Source organism: Janthinobacterium lividum, assembly GCF_011601275.1.
In the GTDB taxonomy this organism is placed as follows: domain Bacteria; phylum Pseudomonadota; class Gammaproteobacteria; order Burkholderiales; family Burkholderiaceae_D; genus Janthinobacterium; species Janthinobacterium lividum_E.
This window is the reverse complement of record NZ_JAAOLY010000006.1, coordinates 315161-334466: the sequence shown is the minus strand read 5'-3', so window position 1 is coordinate 334466 and position 19306 is coordinate 315161. Positions and strand designations below refer to the sequence as shown.

Sequence of the window (19306 nt, the reverse complement as noted above, 5' to 3'; positions counted from 1 at the left end):
CGCCGAAGCCGCCCCCGCCGCCGCGGTTGTTCAGCGCCTGGCTGAGAATGCTGCCCAGCACGACACCGGTGGCGCCGCTGGACCAGTTGCTGCCCCGCTGCAGCCGAGTTGGCCCGCCGCGCGAGCGGAACAGGGTCAGCACGACGAGGAAGCCGAAGAACAGCAGCGGCAGCCAGAAGGTCATGCCGCCCGCGTCCACCGTGGCCGGCGCTTTCTGCTGGGCCGGGGCGGGGAATTGCTCCTGGTTCAGCAGGGTGGCAATCGATCCTACGCCGGCCACCAGACCGCCGTAATAGTCGTTCTGCTTGAAATGGGGGGCGATCACGTCTTGCAGGATGCGTTTCGATTGCGCATCCGTCAGCACGCCCTGTACGCCGCGGCCAGCCTCGATGCGCAGGCGACGCAACGACGATGGGTTGTCTTTCGCCACCATCAGCAGCACGCCGTCATCGACGCCCTTGCGGCCCAGCTTCCAGGCATCCGCCACGCGGATGCTGTATTGCTCGATGGCTTCCGGTTCCGTGCTCTTGACCAGCAGCACGGCGATCTGGCTGCCCGTCTTGGCTTCGTAGTCGGCCAGCACGCCTTCCAGCGCCGCCTTTTGCTTGGCGTCGAGCATGCTGGCGTTGTCCGTCACGCGCGCCGCCAGCGGCGGCACGGGCTGCAAGCCCTGCGCGCCGGCCGGCGCCATCGTCCACAGCAGCAGCGCCGTCGCCAGCGCCGCCAGATAAGACCAGGCTTTCATCTTATTTGCCAAAGTTGACGGTCGGTGCGGTCGAGATGGCTTTTTCGTTTTCCACCGTGAACGATGGCTTGACCTTGTAGCCGAAGACCATGGCCGTCAGGTTGTTCGGGAAGCTGCGCGCATGCACGTTGTAATCCTGCACGGCAACGATGTAGCGCTGGCGCGCCACCGTGATGCGGTTTTCCGTGCCTTCCAGCTGCGACTGCAAATCGCGGAAGCTGGTATCGGCTTTCAGGTCAGGATATTTCTCGGACACCACCATCAGGCGCGACAGGGCCGACGACAGCTGCCCCTGCACTTGCTGGAATTTCTCGAACGCGGCCGGGTCGTTCAGCACTTCGGGCGTGATCTGAAAACTGGTGGCGGCGGCGCGCGCCTTGGTCACCGCTTCCAGTGTTTCGCGCTCGTGCGTGGCATAGCCCTTGACGGTGTTGACCAGGTTGGGGATCAGGTCGGCGCGGCGCTGGTACTGGTTGACCACTTCGCCCCAGGCGGCCTTGGTGGCTTCGTCCTTGCTCTGGAAGTCGTTATAGCCGCAGCCCGTCAGGATGCCGGCCAGGACGGTAACGCTCAGGGCCAGGCGCAGCCATTTGGTGAATTGATTGGTGATTTGCATGATGGGTTCCGTGCAGAGTAAAGGAGGTGGGGCAAATATACCTGAAACGGCCCGCCATGTCGGTTTAATAAGCGCCGGTAGCCGCCTCAGCCTGCCTTCACTGGCCTGCGCCGCGTTACAATACGGGGTTTGCAACTGAATATAGAGAAGGTGTGCCGTGAATTTCATCAATAAATTATCCGCCGCGTGGACGGCCAATAATTCCCTGCTGTGCGTGGGCCTGGACCCGGACCTGGTGAAACTGCCGGCCGAACTGCGCGACTTGCCTGATGGAATCACCACCTTTTGCACGCGCATCATCGACGCCACTGCCGACCTGGCCTGCGCCTTCAAGCCGCAGATCGCCTATTTTGCCGCGCTGGGCGCGGAAAAGCAGCTGGAAGACATCTGCCGCTACGTGCGTGAAAACTACCCGCACATCCCGCTGATCCTCGACGCAAAACGGGGCGACATCGGCGCGACCGCCACGCAATACGCGCGCGAAGCGTTCGAGCGCTACGGCGCCGACGCCGTCACCGTGAACCCCTACATGGGCGAGGATTCGCTCGACCCCTACCTGGCGTGGAAAGACCGCGGCGTGATCATCCTGTGCCGCACCTCGAACCCGGGCGGCTCGGACCTGCAATTCCTGAATACGGACGGCGAACCGCTGTACCAGCGCGTGGCACGCCTGGTGGCCGACAAATGGAACAAGAATGGCCAGTGCGCGCTCGTCGTCGGCGCCACTTTCCCTGAAGAGCTGGCGCAAGTGCGTGCCATCGTCGGGGACATGCCGCTGCTGGTGCCAGGCATCGGCGCCCAGGGCGGCGACATCGCGGCGACAGTTGGCGCGGGCCAGACGGCGAACGGCATGGGCATGATGATCAGCTCGTCGCGGGCCATCATCTACGCCAAGCCGCAGGATGGCGAAGACTGGGCCGACGCCGCGCGCCGCGTGGCGATCGAAACGCGCGATGCGATCAATCAACACCGCGCAACGTAGGTCGGATTAGCGGCGACGCCGCGTAATCCGACACCACCACGCTCGGGTCAACAATGTTGTCGGATTACGCGGGGCCTTGCCCCGCTAATCCGACCTACCCGGCCTGGTCCTTCAGTCGCGCATTGGCGCCACCATCTCCGCGTAATCGTAGAGTTCTCCCAGAATTTCCTCTCCCCGCTCATCCACGGATTCCGACAGTACGTCGATCTCCGTAAACAGCATTTCGATGGTGCGGGCGCCGCCGTCGCCGTCGAACAGGCGGGCGGCCCGGTGTTGTTCCCAGCGCAGGCTTTCCGCTTCGCTCAGCGTTTGCGGGAAATTGCGGGCGCGGTAGCGGAACAGCAGTTCCTGCAGGCGCTCGTCGGCAAACGAGGGGCGGGCCGTGGCCAGCTTGGCCGGCGTTTCGCGGCGCAAGGATTCGAGCAGGCGGCGGTCATCGTTGCTGACGAAACCGTTGTACAAATCCTCATCCACGTCCAGCGCGGCATTCGCGCCCGGGCGCTGGAACACTTCGGCCCAGATCGCATCCATGTTTGGCGCCGTGGCGGCGAATTGCGCGTTGACCTTCGCCGCGTCCACGTCGATGCCCCATTGCGCCGCCATGGCCGGCGACAGGGTTTTCAGGTTGCCGACCAACATGGGCGACTTGTTCAGGTGCACGCTCTTCACGGGCAGGCGCGTCATGCCTTCGGGCATGGCGTCCTTGCGCGTGAACAGCCGCGTGCGGATGGTGTCGGCGTCCAGTTCGAACAGTTCGCGCGGGTCGTAGGCGCAATCCCAGACGAGGATCTCGTTCTTGTTGCTCGGGTGCGTGGCCAGCGGCCAGACGACGCCCACGCAACCCCGTTCGGCGGGGAACATGCCCGACACGTGCAGGAAAGGCTGGCGCTCGCCGGCGGCCAGGTGCATGCCCATTTCGCTGGCGACCCGGTCCTTTTTGTGCAGGGCCAGGCAGAATTCGAACAGTTTCGGCTGTTTCTGCTTGATCAGGCGGGCCAGGGCGATGGTGGCGCGCACGTCGGACAGCGCATCGTGGGCCGCTTCGTGGATGAGGCCATTGGCCTTGCTCAGGTGTTCCAGTCTAAAACTGGTCTGACCATCGTCGCGCTTCGGCCATTGAATGCCTTCCGGGCGCAGCGCGTGCGTCATGCGCACCACGTCGAGGATATCCCAGCGGCCGCAATGGTTTTTCCATTCGCGCGCATACGGGTCGATCAGGTTGCGCCAGAACAGGAAGCGCGTGACTTCATCGTCGAAACGGATGGTGTTGTAGCCCACGCCGATGGTGCCCGGCTCCGAAAAGGCCGCTTCGATGGTGGCGGCGAACTGGTGCTCGGGCACGCCCAGTTGCAGACACTGCTGCGGCGTGATGCCGGTGATCAGGCACGATTGCGGGTCGGGCAGGAAATCATTGGCAGGCTGGCAATACAGCATGATCGGCTCACCGATCTCGTTGAGTTCGGCATCCGTGCGGATGGCGGCGAACTGGGCCGGGCGGTCGCGGCGCGGCTGGGCGCCAAAGGTTTCGTAATCGTGCCAAAGAAAGGTCTGGTTAGTCATTGATGGTCATTACTTGGTTACTTGATTGGTTATCCGGGCCGGTAAAAGAGCGCCGCTGCTACAGTTTTCTGAAAACCTGCCGATACTACACGAGAGGATGGTCATCATCGCGTTTCCCGCATGGTGGCATACATTGCCCGTTCAAGGAGGTCTATCGTGTCAATTCCCATCGCCGCAAGCGGCAATTCCAACCCTTCCGTGACTTCCGTCAGTACGGGCGTTGCTGGCAAGGACGATAAAGTCCAGCAAAAGGACGGCGTCAACGCTGAAATGAGCGTCAACGACCGTACCAAGCTGCAATTTAACGCCTCCATCATGCAGGCCTCGCTGAACGTGTCGATCGGTTCCGAGAACGAGCCGCTGGCGCTGCTGTACAAGACGGCCATCACCAACATCAATGAAGCGCTGAAGGGCCAGTACGGCGAGGATGCGATCCAGAACGCCGCTTCGCAGGACAATAGCGCCGAAGCGACGGCGAGCCGCATTGTATCGCTGTCGACGGGTTTTTTTGATGCCTTCAAGAAACAGAATCCCGACCTGGATGATGATACGGCCCTGACCAAGTTCATGGACACCATCAGCGGCGGCATGGAAAAAGGCTTCAAGGAAGCGCGCGACATTCTGGGCGGCTTGAAAGTGTTGAAAGGCGATATCGCCGGCAATATCGACAAGACGTACGAGCTGGTGCAGAAGGGCTATGCGGATTTCATCGCCGCGCACAGCAGCAAGAAGGATGACGCCGCCAAGCCGGCCGACAGCAAGGCTGCCTGAGCTACAGCATGACCCGGTTGCGGCCGCCGGCCTTCGCGCGATACAAAGCCGCGTCGGCCGCCGCGATCAGCGCTTCGTCATCCTGTTCGGCCGCCAGGCTGGCCACGCCGAAGGAGCCCGTGATGTGCGGCAGCGCGCTGCGCATGTCGGCGAAGATGACGGCTTGCTGCATGCGCTCGCACAAGCGTTCGGCCACCCGCAGGGCCACGTGCTCGCTCGTATCGGGCAAGATCACCATCATTTCCTCGCCACCATAACGCACGGCAAAATCCGTCGGCCGCAGGGCCGCGCCCAGCACTTGCGCGGCGATGCGCAGCGCCTGGTCACCCGCCTGGTGGCCATGCGTGTCGTTGAAACGCTTGAAATGGTCGAGGTCGATCATCACCAGCGACAGCGGCGAGGCGCTGGCATGGGCCGTGACGATCATGTTTGGCAGCAAGTCGGTGAGCCAGGCGCGGTTGTACAAACCCGTCAGGCTGTCGACCATCGACAGCTGGCGGTAGAACTCGCCCAGTTTCTGGCGCCGGCGCAGCAGGGCGTTCGCGGCGCGGATGCGGAAGGACAGCAGCCGCAACAGGTTGCGCGCGAGGCCGTTCGATTGCTCGATCAATTCCCAGACGACGGCCGCGTCGATCACCAGCAAATCGGTTTCTTCCAGGGCGGAAATAGCGGCCAGGTTGCTCGCTTCATCGAGCACCGATTGTTCGCCCACGCTTTCGCCGGGCAAGACCTTGCTGACGGTGCCGTCGTCCATGCCCGTGTGGATGTCGGCGGCCACGGCCAGCGAACCGCGCAGGACGATGTACAGGCTGGTGCCTTGTGTGTCGGCAATCGCTTCGCCCGCTTCGAGGCGCATGACGGGGCAGGGCGCCAGCATGGCGGCCGTCTGGCTATCCGCTCCATCGCGAAATAGCTGTAAATCGCCGATGTTGCAGCCTGAAGCGCCAAAGTTGCCGATCTGTTCCACAATCACACTTTCAAAAAGCCGGCGCGCGCGAGCAGAGGGCCGGTAGCTTCATGATAGCGTAAAGCGGCCTTGGCTGTAACGGCAAAGGCTTGCTTGATGTCACTTACTGTGAGAAATACGACAATTATTTCATTGTCGTGTTAATACGCTGGAATGCTTGCTGTTTTACTATTGATATTGTCGCGCAGGAAGGCGGGTCCAGATGTGCAAAGGCAGCCTTGAACGGCTGCCTCAGTCTCTGGAAATCCTGCAGGTGGGGAATTACTCGGCGGTTTCTTCCGCTTCGGCCGTATCGATCACGGCATTTTTGCCGGTGGCGTGGCGCTTGCTGTCGTGCAGGCGGCCCAGGGCGCTATCGATGGCGCGTTTCAGTTTGTCGGTGGCGCCGGCGACGGATTGATGCACGGTGGCGTTCTGTTCGGTCACGGCGATCGGTTGATAGCCAGCAACCCGTGCTTCCATGACGCAGCGAATATCGTCGGCGCCGCCTTTCGGGCCATTCGTGTCGCTGATGTGGACTTCGATGCGGGTCAGGTTGTCGCGGAAGCGGTTCAGTGCGCTTTCAAGTACGGATTGCACATGTTCGTTCAGTCCAGCGGTGTTGGCGATGGTGCTGTCGGTATGAATATTGATTTGCATATGCTTACTCCTGTCAATTCAAAAAAAACCCATCTCAGGCGTGCTGCGGCCTGGTTGCTGCCCCATGCACATGACCTCTGTGCATGGAACTTATCTTACTCCTCTTTCCAGTATTTCAAGAGGGTGCGCACGATTAAGATGAGCTTAACCCTTCAGCCAGGTCAAGTTTCCAATACGAAATTATTTTTCAGCCATTGATGAGACCGGCGGCGATATTGATCGACAGTCCCAGCACGACCAAGTTGAAGAAAAAGCTCAGCACGGATTGTCCCAGCACGATCTGCCGCATCATGCGCGTCTGCACGGAAACGTCCGACGTTTGCACGGCCACGGCGATGGTGATGGCGAAATACAGAAAATCCCAGTAATCGGGATTTTGCTCGTCGTCGGGAAACTTCAGCGGGCGCAGCGCGGGATCGGCCTGGTAATACAGGTGGGCGTAGTGGAAGCAGAACAGGGTGCCGACGAGGAACCAGGAACCGACCAGGGTGAGTATCGTCAGGCCGTAATGCAGCGCGCGCTCGTCCGGCGCCATGTCCTTCATCGAGGACAGCTGCGAGACGATGGCCACCAGGCTCATCACGGATGCGACGGACAGGGCCGACAGCACCGTGGCCGCCCGCTCGTCCTGGCGCGCCGCCATGGCTTTTACTTTGTGATGGTTGGCGCGCATCATCATCCAGGCCATCGTTGCCAGGTAGAACCAGACGGCCACGTTCCATGCCGTGAGCAAACGCGTCATCTGTTGCCAGGACGAAGGCAGCAGCAGGCCGACCACCACGCCGATGACCGTGGCCATGCTCAGGTGGGGGCGGCTGCGGATGAAGCTGCGGAATGGAAGCGTGATTTTCATGGTGCCAGGATGCATCAGTTGGGATAGCGCATCTTAGCGCTTAAGTTGCCGCCGTGGTGGCTGCCTTCGCCGCCGTTTCCTTCTCGTGGTGGGGGAAGCGGTCCATGCGCGACAGCACGGGGAACAGCACGGCCCAGATGCCCGTCACGGCCAGGGTGGCGGCGCCGCCGAAGAGCACGGCGCGCACCAGGCCGAACCAGCCGGCCGTCAAGCCCGATTCGAATTCACCCAGCTCGTTCGAGGCGCCGATGAAGACGGCGTTCACGGCGCTGACCCGGCCGCGGATCTCGTCGGGCGTCTCGAACTGCACCAGCAGGTGGCGGATGTAGACGCTGACCATGTCGCCGGCGCCCATCAGGAACAGCGCCGCCAGCGCCAGCGGGAAATAGCTGGTGCTGCCCAGCACCAAGGTGCCCAGGCCGAAGACGGCCACGCCGCCGAACATCCACGCGCCCACGCGGCGCGTGATGGGGAAGATGGCCAGCGCAATCGAGCACAGGGCCGCGCCGGCCCCGGGCGCCGTGCGCAGCAAGCCCAGGCCGCTGGGGCCGATATGCAGCACGTCGTGCGCGAGCGCCGGCAGCAGGGCCGTGGCGCCGCCGAACAGGACGGCAAACAGGTCGAGCGAAATGGCGCCCAGCACGATGGGTTTCGACCAGACGAAGCGCAAGCCTTCGAGCAGGGTATGCCAGCTGACGGGTTCGCGCTTGACCACTTGCGGCGCGGGCGTGGTGGCGCGCATCAGCAGGACGGACACGACCAGCAGCGCGGACGAGATCAAATACACCACCTTGGGGCCGAAGTAATACAGCAAGCCGCCCAAGGTGGGCCCCAGGATGATGGCCACGTGCGAACTCGACGAGCTGAGCGCGACGGCACGGCTGAAGTGTTGCGTGGGCACCATGTTGACCAGCACGGCTTGCGTGGCCGGCATCATGAAGGCGCGCGCGCTGCCGAACAGCACCAGCACGGCAAACACGGGCCAGACGATGGCAAGTCCGCTGAGCGTAAAGGCCAGCAGGGCCAGCGCGCAAGCGAGCTGCGCCGCCAGGCACCAGGCGATGATGTTGCGGCGGTTGTAGCGGTCGGCCACGTGGCCGGCCGGCAAAATCAAGACGAGGAAGGGGGCGAATTGCGCCAGGCCGATCAGGCCCAGGTCGAACAGGCTGCCCGTGATCTGGTACACCTGCCAGCCGATGGCCACGCTTTGCATCTGCACGGCCACTGTGCCCAGCACGCGGGCGGAAAGGTAAAAAGCGAAGTTGCGGTGACGCAGGATGGCGAAAGACATGAACACTTTCCAGGGAGCGGCGGGATGAGGCGGGTGGCGGCAGCGGATGCCGCACCTGCAGCATCCCGCTGTCTGGATGCTTACTTGGCCAGGTCGGCTTCCGTGGTGAAGGCGTCCGCGTAAAACTCGTCGGCTGGAAGCTGGCACAGCTGCACGAAATCGCGGTGAGCCGAATCGACCATCACGGGCGCGCCGCAGGCATACACCTGATACGCGGACATATCCGGAATATCGGCGATGACGGCCTGGTGCACGAAGCCCGTGCGGCCGCTCCAGCCGTCTTCCGGCAGGGCGTCCGAGACGACGGGCACATAGGTGAACTGCGGCAAGTCGGCGGCCCACTGGCGGCACAGCGCATCCATGTACAGGTCGTGCGGACGGCGGCCGCCCCAGTACAGGGTGATCGGGCGCGTGGAGCGCTCGTTGATCATGTGCTCGACGATGGCTTTCAGCGGGGCAAAGCCCGTGCCCGAGGCCAGCAGCACCACGGGCTTGTCGGAATCTTCGCGCAGGAAGAAGGTGCCCATCGGGCCTTCGAAGCGCAGGATGTCGCGCTCTTTCATGGTGCCAAATACCTGGTCCGTGAACAGGCCGCCCGGCAGGTGGCGGATGTGCAGGGTCACGGGGCCGCCGTCGGCGGGCGCGCTGGCCATGCTGTAGCTGCGGCGCTTGTTGTCGCGCAACAAGATTTCGATATACTGTCCGGCGCGGTAGTTGAGGCGCTCGCTGGCTGGCAACTGCAGGGTCAGCACGACGACGTCGGGGGCGACTTTCTCGATGGTGGTCACGCGCGACGGCATTTTCTTGATCGGGTAGTCGCTGCTGCCCGCCACTTCGCGCGCTTCGATGACGAGGTCGGCGTTCGTGGTGGCGCAGCAGAACAGGGAAAAGCCGGCCGCTGCCTCTTCCGGCGTCAGGGCGCGCTGCTGGTGCGCCTTGTGCTGGACGGTACCGGAAACCACTTTGCCCTTGCAGGAACCGCAGGCGCCATTTTTACAGCCATACGGCAAGCCCACGCCGGCGCGTATCGCCGCCGCCAGCACGGTTTCGTCCGCTTCGCAGCTGAACTGGTGGCCGCTGGGCTGAACAGTAACTTGAAAAGTCATACAATCCTTGAGATGAAAAATATGTTAATGCACTCTTTGCGCAAGCCGTCAGGCTTGCCGCGCTTGCTGATCCTCGGTTGCGGCGACGTCGGCATGCGGCTGCTGCCCCTGCTGCGCACGCGCTTTCGCGTCTTTGCCGTCACCAGCCAGCCGGCGCGCTGCGCGCAGTTGCGGGAAGCCGGCGCCGTGCCCATCGTGGCCAACCTCGACGACCGCGCCAGCCTGAAACGGCTGGCGGGACTGGCGTCGAGGGTCGTGCACCTGGCGCCGCCCCTGTCGTCGGGCTTGCTGGACCGGCGCACGCGCAATCTGGCCGCCATTTTACCCGAGCATGCACGCATGGTGTATGTGAGCACCAGCGGCGTATATGGCGATTGCGCTGGCGCCCGGGTCGATGAAACGCGGCCGACGGCGCCGGCGAATGCGCGGGCGAAGCGGCGCGTGGACGCCGAACAGGTTCTGCGCGGCTGGGGCGCGCGCTGCGGCGCCAAGGTGGCCATCCTGCGCGTGCCCGGCATTTATGCGGACAACCGTCTGCCGTTGAAGCGCTTGCGCGAAGGCACGCCGGCCCTGGCCGCGGATGACGATGTGTACACCAATCATATTCATGCCGACGACCTGGCGCGCATCATCGAACGGGCCTTGTGGCGGGGCAAGCCGGGACGCGTGTATCACGCCAGCGATGACAGCGAACTCAAAATGGCCGAGTATTTCGATGCCGTGGCCGACACGTTCGGCCTGCCGCGCCCGCCGCGCCTGCCGCGTGCCGAACTGCGGCAAGTGGTCACGCCGATGCTGCTGTCGTTCATGTCCGAATCGCGCCGGCTGCACAATACCCGCATCAAGTGCGAGCTGGGCGTGCGCCTGCGCTACGCGCGCGTGGCCGATGCCTTGCAGGCGATGGCAGCCGGCGGGGCCGGCATCGGGTAAAATGGCCGGTTATCTGCGCACTTTGCTGGGCCGGCGCGCAGCGCGCCGTTCCCGCGCTGCGCCACTCACTTAAGGAATACAGCATGAGCACCCTCACTTACGAAGCATACCTGGACGAGGTCACCACCGTCCTGACGGAACTGTACGACCTCGACGACGAGGCCGCCATCAAGCTGGTCGTGGCGGCGCAGGACGCCGAATTTTTCGTCCCGCACGATGCGCATGAAGAAATGCGCACCGTCGAGCAAGCCAAGAAGGATGCGGTCGCCCTGTTCGAGCGCAAGCAGAACCGCCAGCAAACGCAGGAAAAGCAGCAACAGCGCGTGCGCCAGCAAAAGAAATAAGACGGAAGCAGGCCGTGGGGCAGTACGGGCTTCGGCGCAACACCGGGGCCGTGCCATTTGATGCAGCGCAAACGCGTCACGGCGCGCTGGCGATATGGTGAGCAATGTCGTCACGCGTCTGGGCTCTTGTGACGGGCTCTGCATCTACAACTAGCGTGACGTTGTTTCCCGTCAGCAGGAGCGAGCCATGCGAGCTACGAATCACCCCAGCAAGGAGCAGGTGCGCGCCTATATGCGCCGCCGCGAACGTGCGCTGCAGCCGCCGCCGCCGCCCGATGAAATTCGCCGGCAACTGGCCTGGTGCCGCGTCGACGATTTCCCATGCACTTGCCCGCTTGCCTCCCCGGCCGGCGTGGCCGCGCAAGGCTGGCATCTATCCGCTGAAATGGCCCGCCTGGGCACCCTCATGGCCATAGCCTGGCTCATGCATAGCGGTGTTGCCCATCGTAAAAATTGATGACGTGCAGCAAATTTTTCCGATTTGAGTTATCCTCTAGCACATTCCAAGTGCGTCAATTCTCTTCAATTATCACAATTTTGCTTTAAGTTACGCAAAAATCAACAATAGCGTGTATTATATTGTTTGCGGCGTAAAAGCCGCATAAGTGATGGCGCTTTTTAGTGTGTTTACCCTGAATTATTGTGAAAGAGGCATTCGGTTTCTTTTCGCTCTAATACAACAAGTACGGATTTTTGATCATGTCTCTCAAACAAATTACCTCTTTGCCTACGTACAACCCGAATCGCGTCCTCGATGCGATCATCGACAAGCTGCAACTGAAAAACGATGCCGCCTTGTCGCGAGCTCTGGAAGTGGCGCCACCTGTTATCAGCAAGATTCGTCACAACACCTTGCCGATCGGCGCCACGATCCTCATCCGCATGCATGAAATCAGCGATTTCAGCATTCGTGAACTGCGCGAGTTGATGGCTGCCTAAGAGCGCCTGACAGACGGCAAACTGAGAGGTGCCGTCTGGGTAAGTCAGGCTTGCCGCGTGCGGCAGCCACATCTGTTTTCCGCTTTTCTATTGCGGGTCGCGGTTCAGTACCGGACGATCGACATAGAAACGCCCCATTTCCAGGCCAGTCGAAGACGACTTGACCACCGCTGCAGCCAGTGAGGCGGGCGCGCTGGAAAATGCGGTGCTGGCAGCCCCGGTTGCGCGGCCCGAATACGCCGTCGCCTGCACCGCCGCGCTGGAAAACGCCGTTTGCACGGCCCGGCCCGAGTAGGCCGTTGCCTGTACCGCCGCACTGGAAAATGCTGTTTGCACAGCCCGTCCTGAATACGCAGCCTGCACAGCCCGTCCCGAATACGCCGCCTGTACGGCGCGCCCCGAATACGCCGTTTCTGCGCGAATATAATCTTCCCCGAACGTTTGTTCATACAGCTGCTTCATGCGCTCGCCCACGCGATGGTGCGCCGCTTCGTCGTCTTCGCCGCGCAAGCCGATGTATGGGAAATGATGGAGGAAGTAGCCGAACACCTGTTCGCAATCGGCCGCATATTTCAGGGTGTCGAGGATGTGGTAGTGCCAGAAGGTATCGACGTCCATCAGCGGCGCCGTTTCTTCTTCCGGAAACTGTTTCATCAGGATCAGGAAGCGGCGGTATTCGAATTCCACCGCATTCGCCTTCTCCAGGCTCCATCCCTCGCCTGACTCGCGGTGCATCAGCTTGACCTTGATCGCGTCCAAATTCAAATCGGCAATTGCCTTGAAACTGTCGTTCGTATCCATGAATGTCCTTTGGTAAGAGCGTTGTGGGAAATACGGTGAAACAAGGGAAAGCGGCGGGTGCGTACTCCTGGCAAGTGGTCGAGGAATGCCTGGCCCATGGCGGGCGGGCGCTGAGTTGTTCTACATCAATATTGCATCTAATTACGAAATATGCAAGCTGAGCTTGCTTCATGCGTGCGTACGCCTGTCAACTGCTGACCCGGCTTTCTTCCTGGTAGGGAAACGCGGTGGCGTCCGCGCCCAGCGGCACGCTGACGTGCACGCTCATGCCGGCGCCGGGGCTGCTTTCGATGTAAAAAGTGCCGCCCAGCAATTTTATGCGCTCCTCGATGCCCACCAGGCCAAACGAGCCCAGCTTGTTGCGCCCGTCGATGGCCGCGCCTACGCCGTTGTCGCTGATGCTCATCGACACCGTATCGCGGCACTTTTCCAGCTTGACTTGCACGCGGCTGGCATTCGCATGCTGGGAAATATTGCTGAGCGACTCTTGCAGGATGCGAAACAGGGCCGTCGCGCATTGATCGCTGAGGCAAATGTCGTCATGGCTTTCGCTCACTTCGCAGGCGATGCCCGTGCGCTGGCGAAATTGCGCCACCTGCCATTCGACGGCCGCATTCACGCCCAGGTCCAGTACGGTAGGGCGCAAGTCGTTGATGATCTGCCGCACGCTCTTGATGGTGGCGTCGATCTGCTCCAGGGTCGAGCGGGCGCGGGCGTTCAGGCGCGGGTGGCGGCGATGCGTGCGCGAGGCCAGCATGTCGGCGTCGATGCGCAAGACCAGCAGGTTCTGTCCCAGGTCGTCGTGGATTTCGCGCGCGATGCGCTTGCGCTCTTCTTCCTTGATCTGGTCGGCATGGGCCGCCAGGCGGCGCAGTTTTTGGTGCGACAGCTGCAGACGGATCTGGCTGGCGCGTAATTCCTCCGTCATGCCATTGGCCATCTGGATGGCGCGCCGGCGCGACGACGCCAGGGTGTGGAACAGCATATACAGCAGCATGGTGCTGGCAAAGCCGATCAGCAGGGCCAGCCATGGCAAAAAGGCGTCGAAGCGCGTATACAGGTCGCTCTTGCGCACGCTGAACAGCGCTTGCCACACGCGGCTGTTGTGTTCGATCAGCATCGTGCTGCTCAGGTAGCGTCCCGAGTTGCCGGGCAGCCACCAAGGCGCATGCATGCCCGCCGTCGTGCTGTCGAAAATGGGGCGCATATCGTGCGGCAGTTGCAGCGGTGCGCGCGCCTGCGGGCCGATATCGAACAGGGTCAGGCGGACGTTGCGCACCGGCATGTCGGCCAGCGCGCTGCGCATCATCGTCACCAGGTCGTAGCCGATGCCGACGGACCCCTGGTAAGCCGCGCGCCGCTGCTCCACCGTATCGACCGGCATGCCGTAGCGGTACACGGGCAGGCGCATGGCCATGCCCGTCAATTGGGGACGGCCTTCCATCGGCACGGGCACGCCAGAATTGCTGATGTGGCCGGAATCGCGCGACAGCGCCAGCGCTTCGGCGATCAGGGGGCGCGAAGCGATGTCATAGCCATATTTTTCCGGGGCGCTGGCAATCGGCTCGATGTACACCAGCACGGAGTAGCGCTCGCGCGGGGCGGGCGGATGGATGGCAAACGCCGGATAGCCGTCGCGCCCCGGCGGATAGCCGCGCTGCATGGCCGCTTCGAAGGCGGCGCGCTGCGACTCGTCGAGTTCCTGGCTGTAATTGAGGTTCATCACCCCCGGGTAGTTCTGTTGCAGGGCGATGTTTTTCACGTAGCGGTGGAATTGCTCGCGGCTCACGTGGTCGTTGGCGTGGAACAGGCTGGCCGTGCCGCGCAGCAGGTTGGCATACGATTTGACGCGCGATTCGATGTTTTTCTGGGTATTGCGGGCCAGATTGTCGAACAGCTCGCTGGCATCGTTTTCGATCGACAGCGAGGCGGCCATGTAAAACAGCAGGCCCACCATCGTCGACATCACAAAGCCGAGCAGCCACAGCGGTCTTTTTTCAGCAGATAAGGGGTGTTCGCCGGCAGTAGAAGACATCGCCATCCGCATCAGGAAGAGGAATCGAGTGCCGCCTGGGCGACTGTGTTGTACAAGCGCTATTGAAATTGCAAATTGCTCAATAGCTGCCTAATATACAAAATTATCGTGAATATAGTCAACAGGCAATATTTCTCGTTGAAACGAAAAAAAACCGCCGCAGCGGTTTTTTTTGAGTCGTCCGGCGCCTTACTTGGCAGGCTGCCAGCTGTCTTTCAGGGTGACGATGCGGTTGAAGACGGGCTTGCCAGGCTGGCTGTCGACGCGGTCGGCCGCGAAGTAGCCGTGGCGCTCGAACTGGAAGCGCTGTTCCGGCTGGGCCAGTTCCGCGCCCGGTTCCAGCCACGCTTGCACCACTTCCTTGGCCAGCGGATTCAAGGCCAGCTTGAAGTCCTTGCCGCCCGCGTCCGGCTGCGGGTCCGTAAACAGGCGGTCGTACAGGCGCACTTCGGCGGGAATCGCCGTCGGCGCGCTGACCCAGTGCATATTGCCCTTGACCTTGTAGTTGGCGCTGCCTTCCGTGCCCGACTTGCTGTCCGGGAAATAGGTGCAATGCACGGCGATGACCTTGCCGTCCGCATCCTTGTCAAAGCCCGTGCACTCGATCACGTAGCCATAGCGCAGGCGAACCTTGCTGCCCGGCTTGTCGTCAATCGGCGGATACAGGCGGAAATAGCCCTTGTTCGGCACTTCCATGAAGTCGTCTTCCTCGATCCACAGCTCGCGCGAGATGGGGAAGGTGCGCAAGCCGCGCTCGGGGAAGTGCGGGTGCACGGGCGCCGTGCATTCCACGCTTTCGCCTTCGGGGAAATTGTCGATGATCAGTTTCAACGGACGCAGCACGGCCACCGTACGCGGCGCCTTCGGGTCGAGGTCTTCGCGCAGACAGCCTTCCAGCACGCTGTAGTCGATCCAGCCGTCGGATTTCGTCACGCCCGTGCGTTCGCACATCAATTGAATCGCTTCGGGCGTGTAGCCGCGGCGGCGCATGCCCACCAGGGTCGGCATGCGGGGGTCGTCCCAGCCGTCGACGATTTTTTCTTCCACCAGCTGGCGCAGCTTGCGCTTGCTGGTGACGATGTAGGTCAGGTTCAGGCGCGAGAATTCATACTGGTGCGGCACCGGCTTGGCGAAGAAGCCGCCGGCCGACAGGGTTTCCAGCAGCCAGTCGTAGAACGGGCGATGATCCTGGAATTCCAGGGTGCAGATCGAATGCGTGATGTTTTCCAGCGCGTCCGAGATCGGGTGCGTGTAGTCGTACATCGGATAGATGCACCAGGCGTCGCCCGTGCGGTGGTGGTGCGCATGACGGATGCGGTAGATGGCCGGGTCGCGCAAGTTCATGTTCGGCGAACTCATGGCATCTTCGCTCATCTTCGCGCGCAGGATGTGCTCGCCATCCTTGAACTGGCCCGCCTTCATGGCGCGGAACAGGGCCAGCGATTCGTCGCGCGGACGGTCGCGGAATGGCGAATTCTTGCCGGCCTGGCCGAAATTGCCGCGGTTGGCGGCCATGTCTTCGGCGCTCTGGCTGTCCACATAGGCAAAGCCTGCCGTGATCAGGTACTCGGCCATCGCGTACAGCTGGTCGAAATAGTCGCTCGCGTAGTGCAGGTGGCTCTGGCCATCGGCATGCTTCGGTTCCCAGTCAAAGCCCAGCCATTTCACGCTGTCCATGATGGTGTCGACGTATTCCTGCTCTTCCTTCGCCGGATTGGTATCGTCGAAGCGCAGGTTGCACTGGCCGGCGTAGTCGCGCGCCAGGCCGAAGTTGACGCAGATCGACTTGGCGTGGCCCACGTGCAGGTAGCCGTTCGGCTCCGGCGGGAAACGCGTGATCACCTGGGGCAGGCCGGGACGCACGTGGGCGCCGGCAGCCAGGTCGGCTTCGATGATGTTACGCAAGAAATTGGGCGCCAGCGCTGGCGCGGCGGTATTCGGTTTATCGTTGCTCATTGATCAATGCGGAAGAGTGACAGTAAAAAGCATTTTACCGTACCGCAAGCGCTTTATAAGCACGTATTTACCCCCATTTCCCGGCATGCAAGCGACGCCGACGCCGTTCTATAGGATAATTCGCCTTTAATTAGTAGAAAAACGTGACCCCGGAGCCTTTTATGGAAAATTTATATAACGTCCTCGGTGTCGCGCCCAATGCCAGCGACGATGAAATCAAGAAGGTTTACCGTTCGCTGGCCATGCGCTTCCACCCCGACCGCAACCAGGCCCCTGGCGCCGAGGCGCGCTTCAAGAGCGTCACCAAAGCCTATGAAATCCTAGCCGACCCGGCCAAGCGCGCCGAATATGACCAGAGCGTGAACCACCGCATCATCATCGATCCGGAAGCGGAAGCCTATGCCTTGTGGTGCGGCGTGTTTCGTTTACATGGCACAGTATTACCTGCCGACTAAAACGATGCGGCCCGCATCAGTCGGCCCGAATTATTTGAAAAACAACAACAACGGCGCTTTTATCAGCGCCGCGCATCACATTGGAAAGCACAGCATGAGAAGAGTACACCCTGAATTCGCGTACCAGTCGCGCGAGCTGGAAGGCCAGATCGAAGGCATCCTCGGCGACCCGCCGAACCGCAAGAATTACAAAAGCATGGTCGACGCGCTGGTGGGCGAATACGCGAGTGGCGGCGGCATCGAAGACGTGAACATGCTGGCCTTCGCGCTGGTCGATCACATCACCTTCAGCGACCCGAAAGGCTTGCTGGCCGAAAGCGAAGACTACGAATTCGGCGATACGGCCCGCGTGTTTTCCATGGCCGCGTGCGCCGCGCCGGAAGCGGCCAAGATGTACGCCGCCATCGAAGAGAGCTTCCCCGACCTGGCGCGCCAGGCCATCATCACGGCTTTCCTGCACAAGAATCCGCGCCTGTGGGACGACGACGACCAGTCGCTCGACCAGCTGGCCGCCAATGACGACGGCGACGACGATCACGACGAAGACGAAGCCACCGACGATTTCGCCCAGATGTTTGACCAGGATGGAGATGACCATGGCCGATAACACGGAACAAAAGAGTAACCTTCCCGCGCTGACGAAACAGGTCACGGAATTGGTGCTGTCCGGTTCGCTGGGCCACGCCGAGCAGGCGTTTGCCGATGCGGCCGACCAGTACGGCGACCTGGCTGTGGTGGAAGTGCTGAGCGCCATCCCGCCACAGGTAACGGCCCTGCACCTGGCCGGTTTCGACGGCGGCAAGATGTCGCTGGCCACCTTGCTGGTGCCGCCAAAGGCGTGGGCCGACAGCCTGGCCTTCATCGCCGCCACCTGGAGCGACGACCAGATCGAGGATGATCCGGAACGCATCGCCGAAGCCCTGTTCGCGCACATCCACGGCGTGGTGTTTTCCACCGACGACGCCGAGCGCCGCCGCGAGCTGCTGCTGGAAGCGTCCGCCACCGACTGGGGCGCCACGGCGTTCGCCATCCTGTTCTCGATGGCGCCGAAGGAAATCCTCGAAGTGGCGGGCGAGATCGTCATCAAGGGACCGTATGTGACGGGCGTGACCTCGTCCGACAACGACGTCGTGCCGCTGGCCATCGAGCTGGCGCAAGCCAATGAAGACGGCTGGGACCGCTCGCTGTTCGAGCTGTTCCCCGACTTCCGCCACAGCGCCGACCTGGCCGACGCGGAATATTCGGACGACCCGGACGAAGAACCGACCATGTTGCAGCGGAGCACCAAGGAATTGCTGTACCGCCTGCGCAAGCAAGTGCCGAGCACGCGCAGCGCGCCGCGTTCCAGCACGCGCCGCAGCCTGGGCACGGGCATTTTCTCGTAATGAAAGCAGGGAACGTCTAATGCTGCCAGCAATTGTTGTAGAGAATCTTCCGCGTCTCGTACGCGCCATCAAACTGTTGCCGGGCGACCCGCGCGAGGACGCGGCCCTGAACCTGGCCGACGAATTGACGGGCATCACGGCCATGGTGGCCGAGAAGTTCACGAATGAACGCACGGCCGACGGCATCCAGAAAGCGCTGTACCTGACGGTGGGCGGCGTGTCCCTGGGCCTGGAACAGGCCGTCACGCATGAAGGCGACCAGGCCGCCCTCGATTTCCTCGTCGAGCACGGCGCCGAGCACGCGTTCCAGGTGGGTTTCCGCCTGATCAAGGAATTGTCGCAACTGCCGGAAGACGCCCTCGTCGGCGAATACGACCAGGACCCCGTCTACCTGCAGCGCCGTTTGCGCGAACTGTTCATCGATATTTGCCAGGCCGACCCGAACCAGAACTGGGCCGGCTATGAAAAGTATGCAGTGCAGTTGCAACAGCGCAAGGAAGTGCAAGCCGTCGTGCGCCTGGCCGGCTGGCTGCGCCGCCACCATGACAACGGTCCCGTCAGCGACAGCGACTTGAATGCCGAGGGCGTCATCGCCCTGGCCATCATCTTCGCCATCGAAGGCGGCGGGCGCATCATCGCGCGCACGGGCCAAAAGGAGTTTGAACGCTTCGTGCGCTCCGTGCGCAAGAACAAGCCCGACTTCGAAGAAGGCTGGGCCGCCCTGGTGGCCAGGGTGCCCGTGCAGCACCATCCTGTGTTGCTCGACCGCATCGATTCCTACCGCCGCAGCTGCACCGTCGTGCATAAAATCCTCACGCGGGCCAGCATGAAGAGCCTGTTCGAGGACCTGGAAAATTATGCGGGTTCGGAGCTGGACGCGGATTATTCTTGACCGCTAGTGTCGGATTACGGCCTGCGGCCTAATCCGACC

General features: G+C 62.0%; 21 protein-coding genes. 10 read left to right on the top strand and 11 right to left on the bottom strand.

Translation table 11 applies throughout. The features are described from left to right. Together GYK42_RS12230 and GYK42_RS12225 are read right to left on the bottom strand one after the other, a co-directional pair. The coding region (locus tag GYK42_RS12230) for a TPM domain-containing protein (protein WP_166447711.1) at positions 1–745 on the bottom strand (745 nt) is incomplete at its 3' end. Position 746: 1 nt separating this feature from the next. Continuing rightward, positions 747–1361: a LemA family protein gene (locus GYK42_RS12225; RefSeq protein ID WP_034759964.1), complete on the bottom strand. Its 615-nt coding sequence runs from the start codon at positions 1359–1361 to the stop codon at positions 747–749. 157 nt (positions 1362–1518) lie between these two features. Between GYK42_RS12225 and pyrF the strand changes: the two genes are divergently transcribed. Further along, entirely contained in the window at positions 1519–2343 is an 825-nt protein-coding gene (gene pyrF, locus GYK42_RS12220) for an orotidine-5'-phosphate decarboxylase (RefSeq protein WP_166447710.1), read from the top strand. Positions 2344–2454: 111 nt separating this feature from the next. Here pyrF and sbcB read toward each other — a convergent pair whose 3' ends face one another. Next, positions 2455–3903, bottom strand: a complete 1449-nt coding sequence (gene sbcB, locus GYK42_RS12215; RefSeq protein WP_166447709.1) for an exodeoxyribonuclease I — start codon at positions 3901–3903, stop codon at positions 2455–2457. A 156-nt stretch (positions 3904–4059) separates the two neighbouring features. Here sbcB and GYK42_RS12210 point away from each other — a divergent pair, with 156 nt between their 5' ends. After that, positions 4060–4674 (top strand): DUF5610 domain-containing protein, encoded by a 615-nt coding sequence (locus GYK42_RS12210; protein WP_346768084.1) that lies wholly within the window; start codon positions 4060–4062, stop codon positions 4672–4674. Between the two features lies 1 nt (position 4675). Here the strand turns inward: GYK42_RS12210 and GYK42_RS12205 are convergent, their stop codons facing one another. From GYK42_RS12205 to GYK42_RS12185, 5 genes are all read right to left on the bottom strand, one after another. Further along, the gene (locus GYK42_RS12205) at positions 4676–5641 is read right to left on the bottom strand and encodes a diguanylate cyclase (RefSeq protein ID WP_166447707.1); all 966 of its coding nucleotides are present in this window, start codon (positions 5639–5641) and stop codon (positions 4676–4678) included. Between the two features lie 261 nt (positions 5642–5902). After that, complete coding sequence (locus tag GYK42_RS12200; protein ID WP_166447706.1) at positions 5903–6280, bottom strand: HPF/RaiA family ribosome-associated protein; 378 nt, start codon at positions 6278–6280, stop codon at positions 5903–5905. A 187-nt stretch (positions 6281–6467) separates the two neighbouring features. After that, entirely contained in the window at positions 6468–7133 is a 666-nt protein-coding gene (locus tag GYK42_RS12195; protein ID WP_166447705.1) for a DUF1345 domain-containing protein, read from the bottom strand. 40 nt (positions 7134–7173) lie between these two features. Next, positions 7174–8424 carry an MFS transporter gene (locus GYK42_RS12190; protein WP_058050631.1) on the bottom strand — a complete coding sequence of 417 codons (1251 nt, stop codon included), beginning with the start codon at positions 8422–8424 and terminating at the stop codon, positions 7174–7176. Between the two features lie 80 nt (positions 8425–8504). Next, complete coding sequence (locus GYK42_RS12185) at positions 8505–9530, bottom strand: CDP-6-deoxy-delta-3,4-glucoseen reductase (RefSeq protein WP_166447704.1); 1026 nt, start codon at positions 9528–9530, stop codon at positions 8505–8507. A gap of 12 nt (positions 9531–9542) precedes the next feature. Between GYK42_RS12185 and GYK42_RS12180 the strand changes: the two genes are divergently transcribed. From GYK42_RS12180 to GYK42_RS12165, 4 genes are all read left to right on the top strand, one after another. Then, positions 9543–10460, top strand: a complete 918-nt coding sequence (locus GYK42_RS12180) for an SDR family oxidoreductase (RefSeq protein WP_166447703.1) — start codon at positions 9543–9545, stop codon at positions 10458–10460. Positions 10461–10543: 83 nt separating this feature from the next. After that, positions 10544–10804: a hypothetical protein gene (locus GYK42_RS12175; RefSeq protein ID WP_046685342.1), complete on the top strand. Its 261-nt coding sequence runs from the start codon at positions 10544–10546 to the stop codon at positions 10802–10804. 187 nt (positions 10805–10991) lie between these two features. Then, positions 10992–11261 (top strand): hypothetical protein, encoded by a 270-nt coding sequence (locus GYK42_RS12170; protein WP_166447499.1) that lies wholly within the window; start codon positions 10992–10994, stop codon positions 11259–11261. A 242-nt stretch (positions 11262–11503) separates the two neighbouring features. Continuing rightward, the gene (locus GYK42_RS12165) at positions 11504–11743 is read left to right on the top strand and encodes a hypothetical protein (RefSeq protein WP_029496207.1); all 240 of its coding nucleotides are present in this window, start codon (positions 11504–11506) and stop codon (positions 11741–11743) included. An 87-nt stretch (positions 11744–11830) separates the two neighbouring features. Here GYK42_RS12165 and GYK42_RS12160 read toward each other — a convergent pair whose 3' ends face one another. The 3 genes from GYK42_RS12160 to GYK42_RS12150 all read right to left on the bottom strand — a co-directional run bounded on the left by GYK42_RS12160 (position 11831) and on the right by GYK42_RS12150 (position 16535). Further along, positions 11831–12544, bottom strand: a complete 714-nt coding sequence (locus GYK42_RS12160; RefSeq protein ID WP_099410537.1) for a glycine-rich domain-containing protein — start codon at positions 12542–12544, stop codon at positions 11831–11833. Between the two features lie 187 nt (positions 12545–12731). Then, the gene (locus tag GYK42_RS12155; RefSeq protein ID WP_240943562.1) at positions 12732–14579 is read right to left on the bottom strand and encodes a CHASE domain-containing protein; all 1848 of its coding nucleotides are present in this window, start codon (positions 14577–14579) and stop codon (positions 12732–12734) included. A 189-nt stretch (positions 14580–14768) separates the two neighbouring features. Next, entirely contained in the window at positions 14769–16535 is a 1767-nt protein-coding gene (locus GYK42_RS12150; RefSeq protein WP_166447702.1) for a glutamine--tRNA ligase/YqeY domain fusion protein, read from the bottom strand. Positions 16536–16696: 161 nt separating this feature from the next. Here GYK42_RS12150 and GYK42_RS12145 point away from each other — a divergent pair, with 161 nt between their 5' ends. The 4 genes from GYK42_RS12145 to GYK42_RS12130 all read left to right on the top strand — a co-directional run bounded on the left by GYK42_RS12145 (position 16697) and on the right by GYK42_RS12130 (position 19267). Next, positions 16697–16990, top strand: a complete 294-nt coding sequence (locus GYK42_RS12145) for a DnaJ domain-containing protein (protein ID WP_010395442.1) — start codon at positions 16697–16699, stop codon at positions 16988–16990. A gap of 94 nt (positions 16991–17084) precedes the next feature. Next, entirely contained in the window at positions 17085–17597 is a 513-nt protein-coding gene (locus tag GYK42_RS12140; RefSeq protein WP_035828715.1) for a hypothetical protein, read from the top strand. Further along, entirely contained in the window at positions 17587–18375 is a 789-nt protein-coding gene (locus GYK42_RS12135) for a hypothetical protein (RefSeq protein WP_046685338.1), read from the top strand. The genes GYK42_RS12140 and GYK42_RS12135 overlap by 11 nt, the downstream gene beginning before the upstream one ends. 19 nt (positions 18376–18394) lie before the next feature. Continuing rightward, positions 18395–19267, top strand: a complete 873-nt coding sequence (locus GYK42_RS12130) for a hypothetical protein (RefSeq protein WP_166447701.1) — start codon at positions 18395–18397, stop codon at positions 19265–19267. Positions 19268–19306 lie beyond the last annotated feature (39 nt).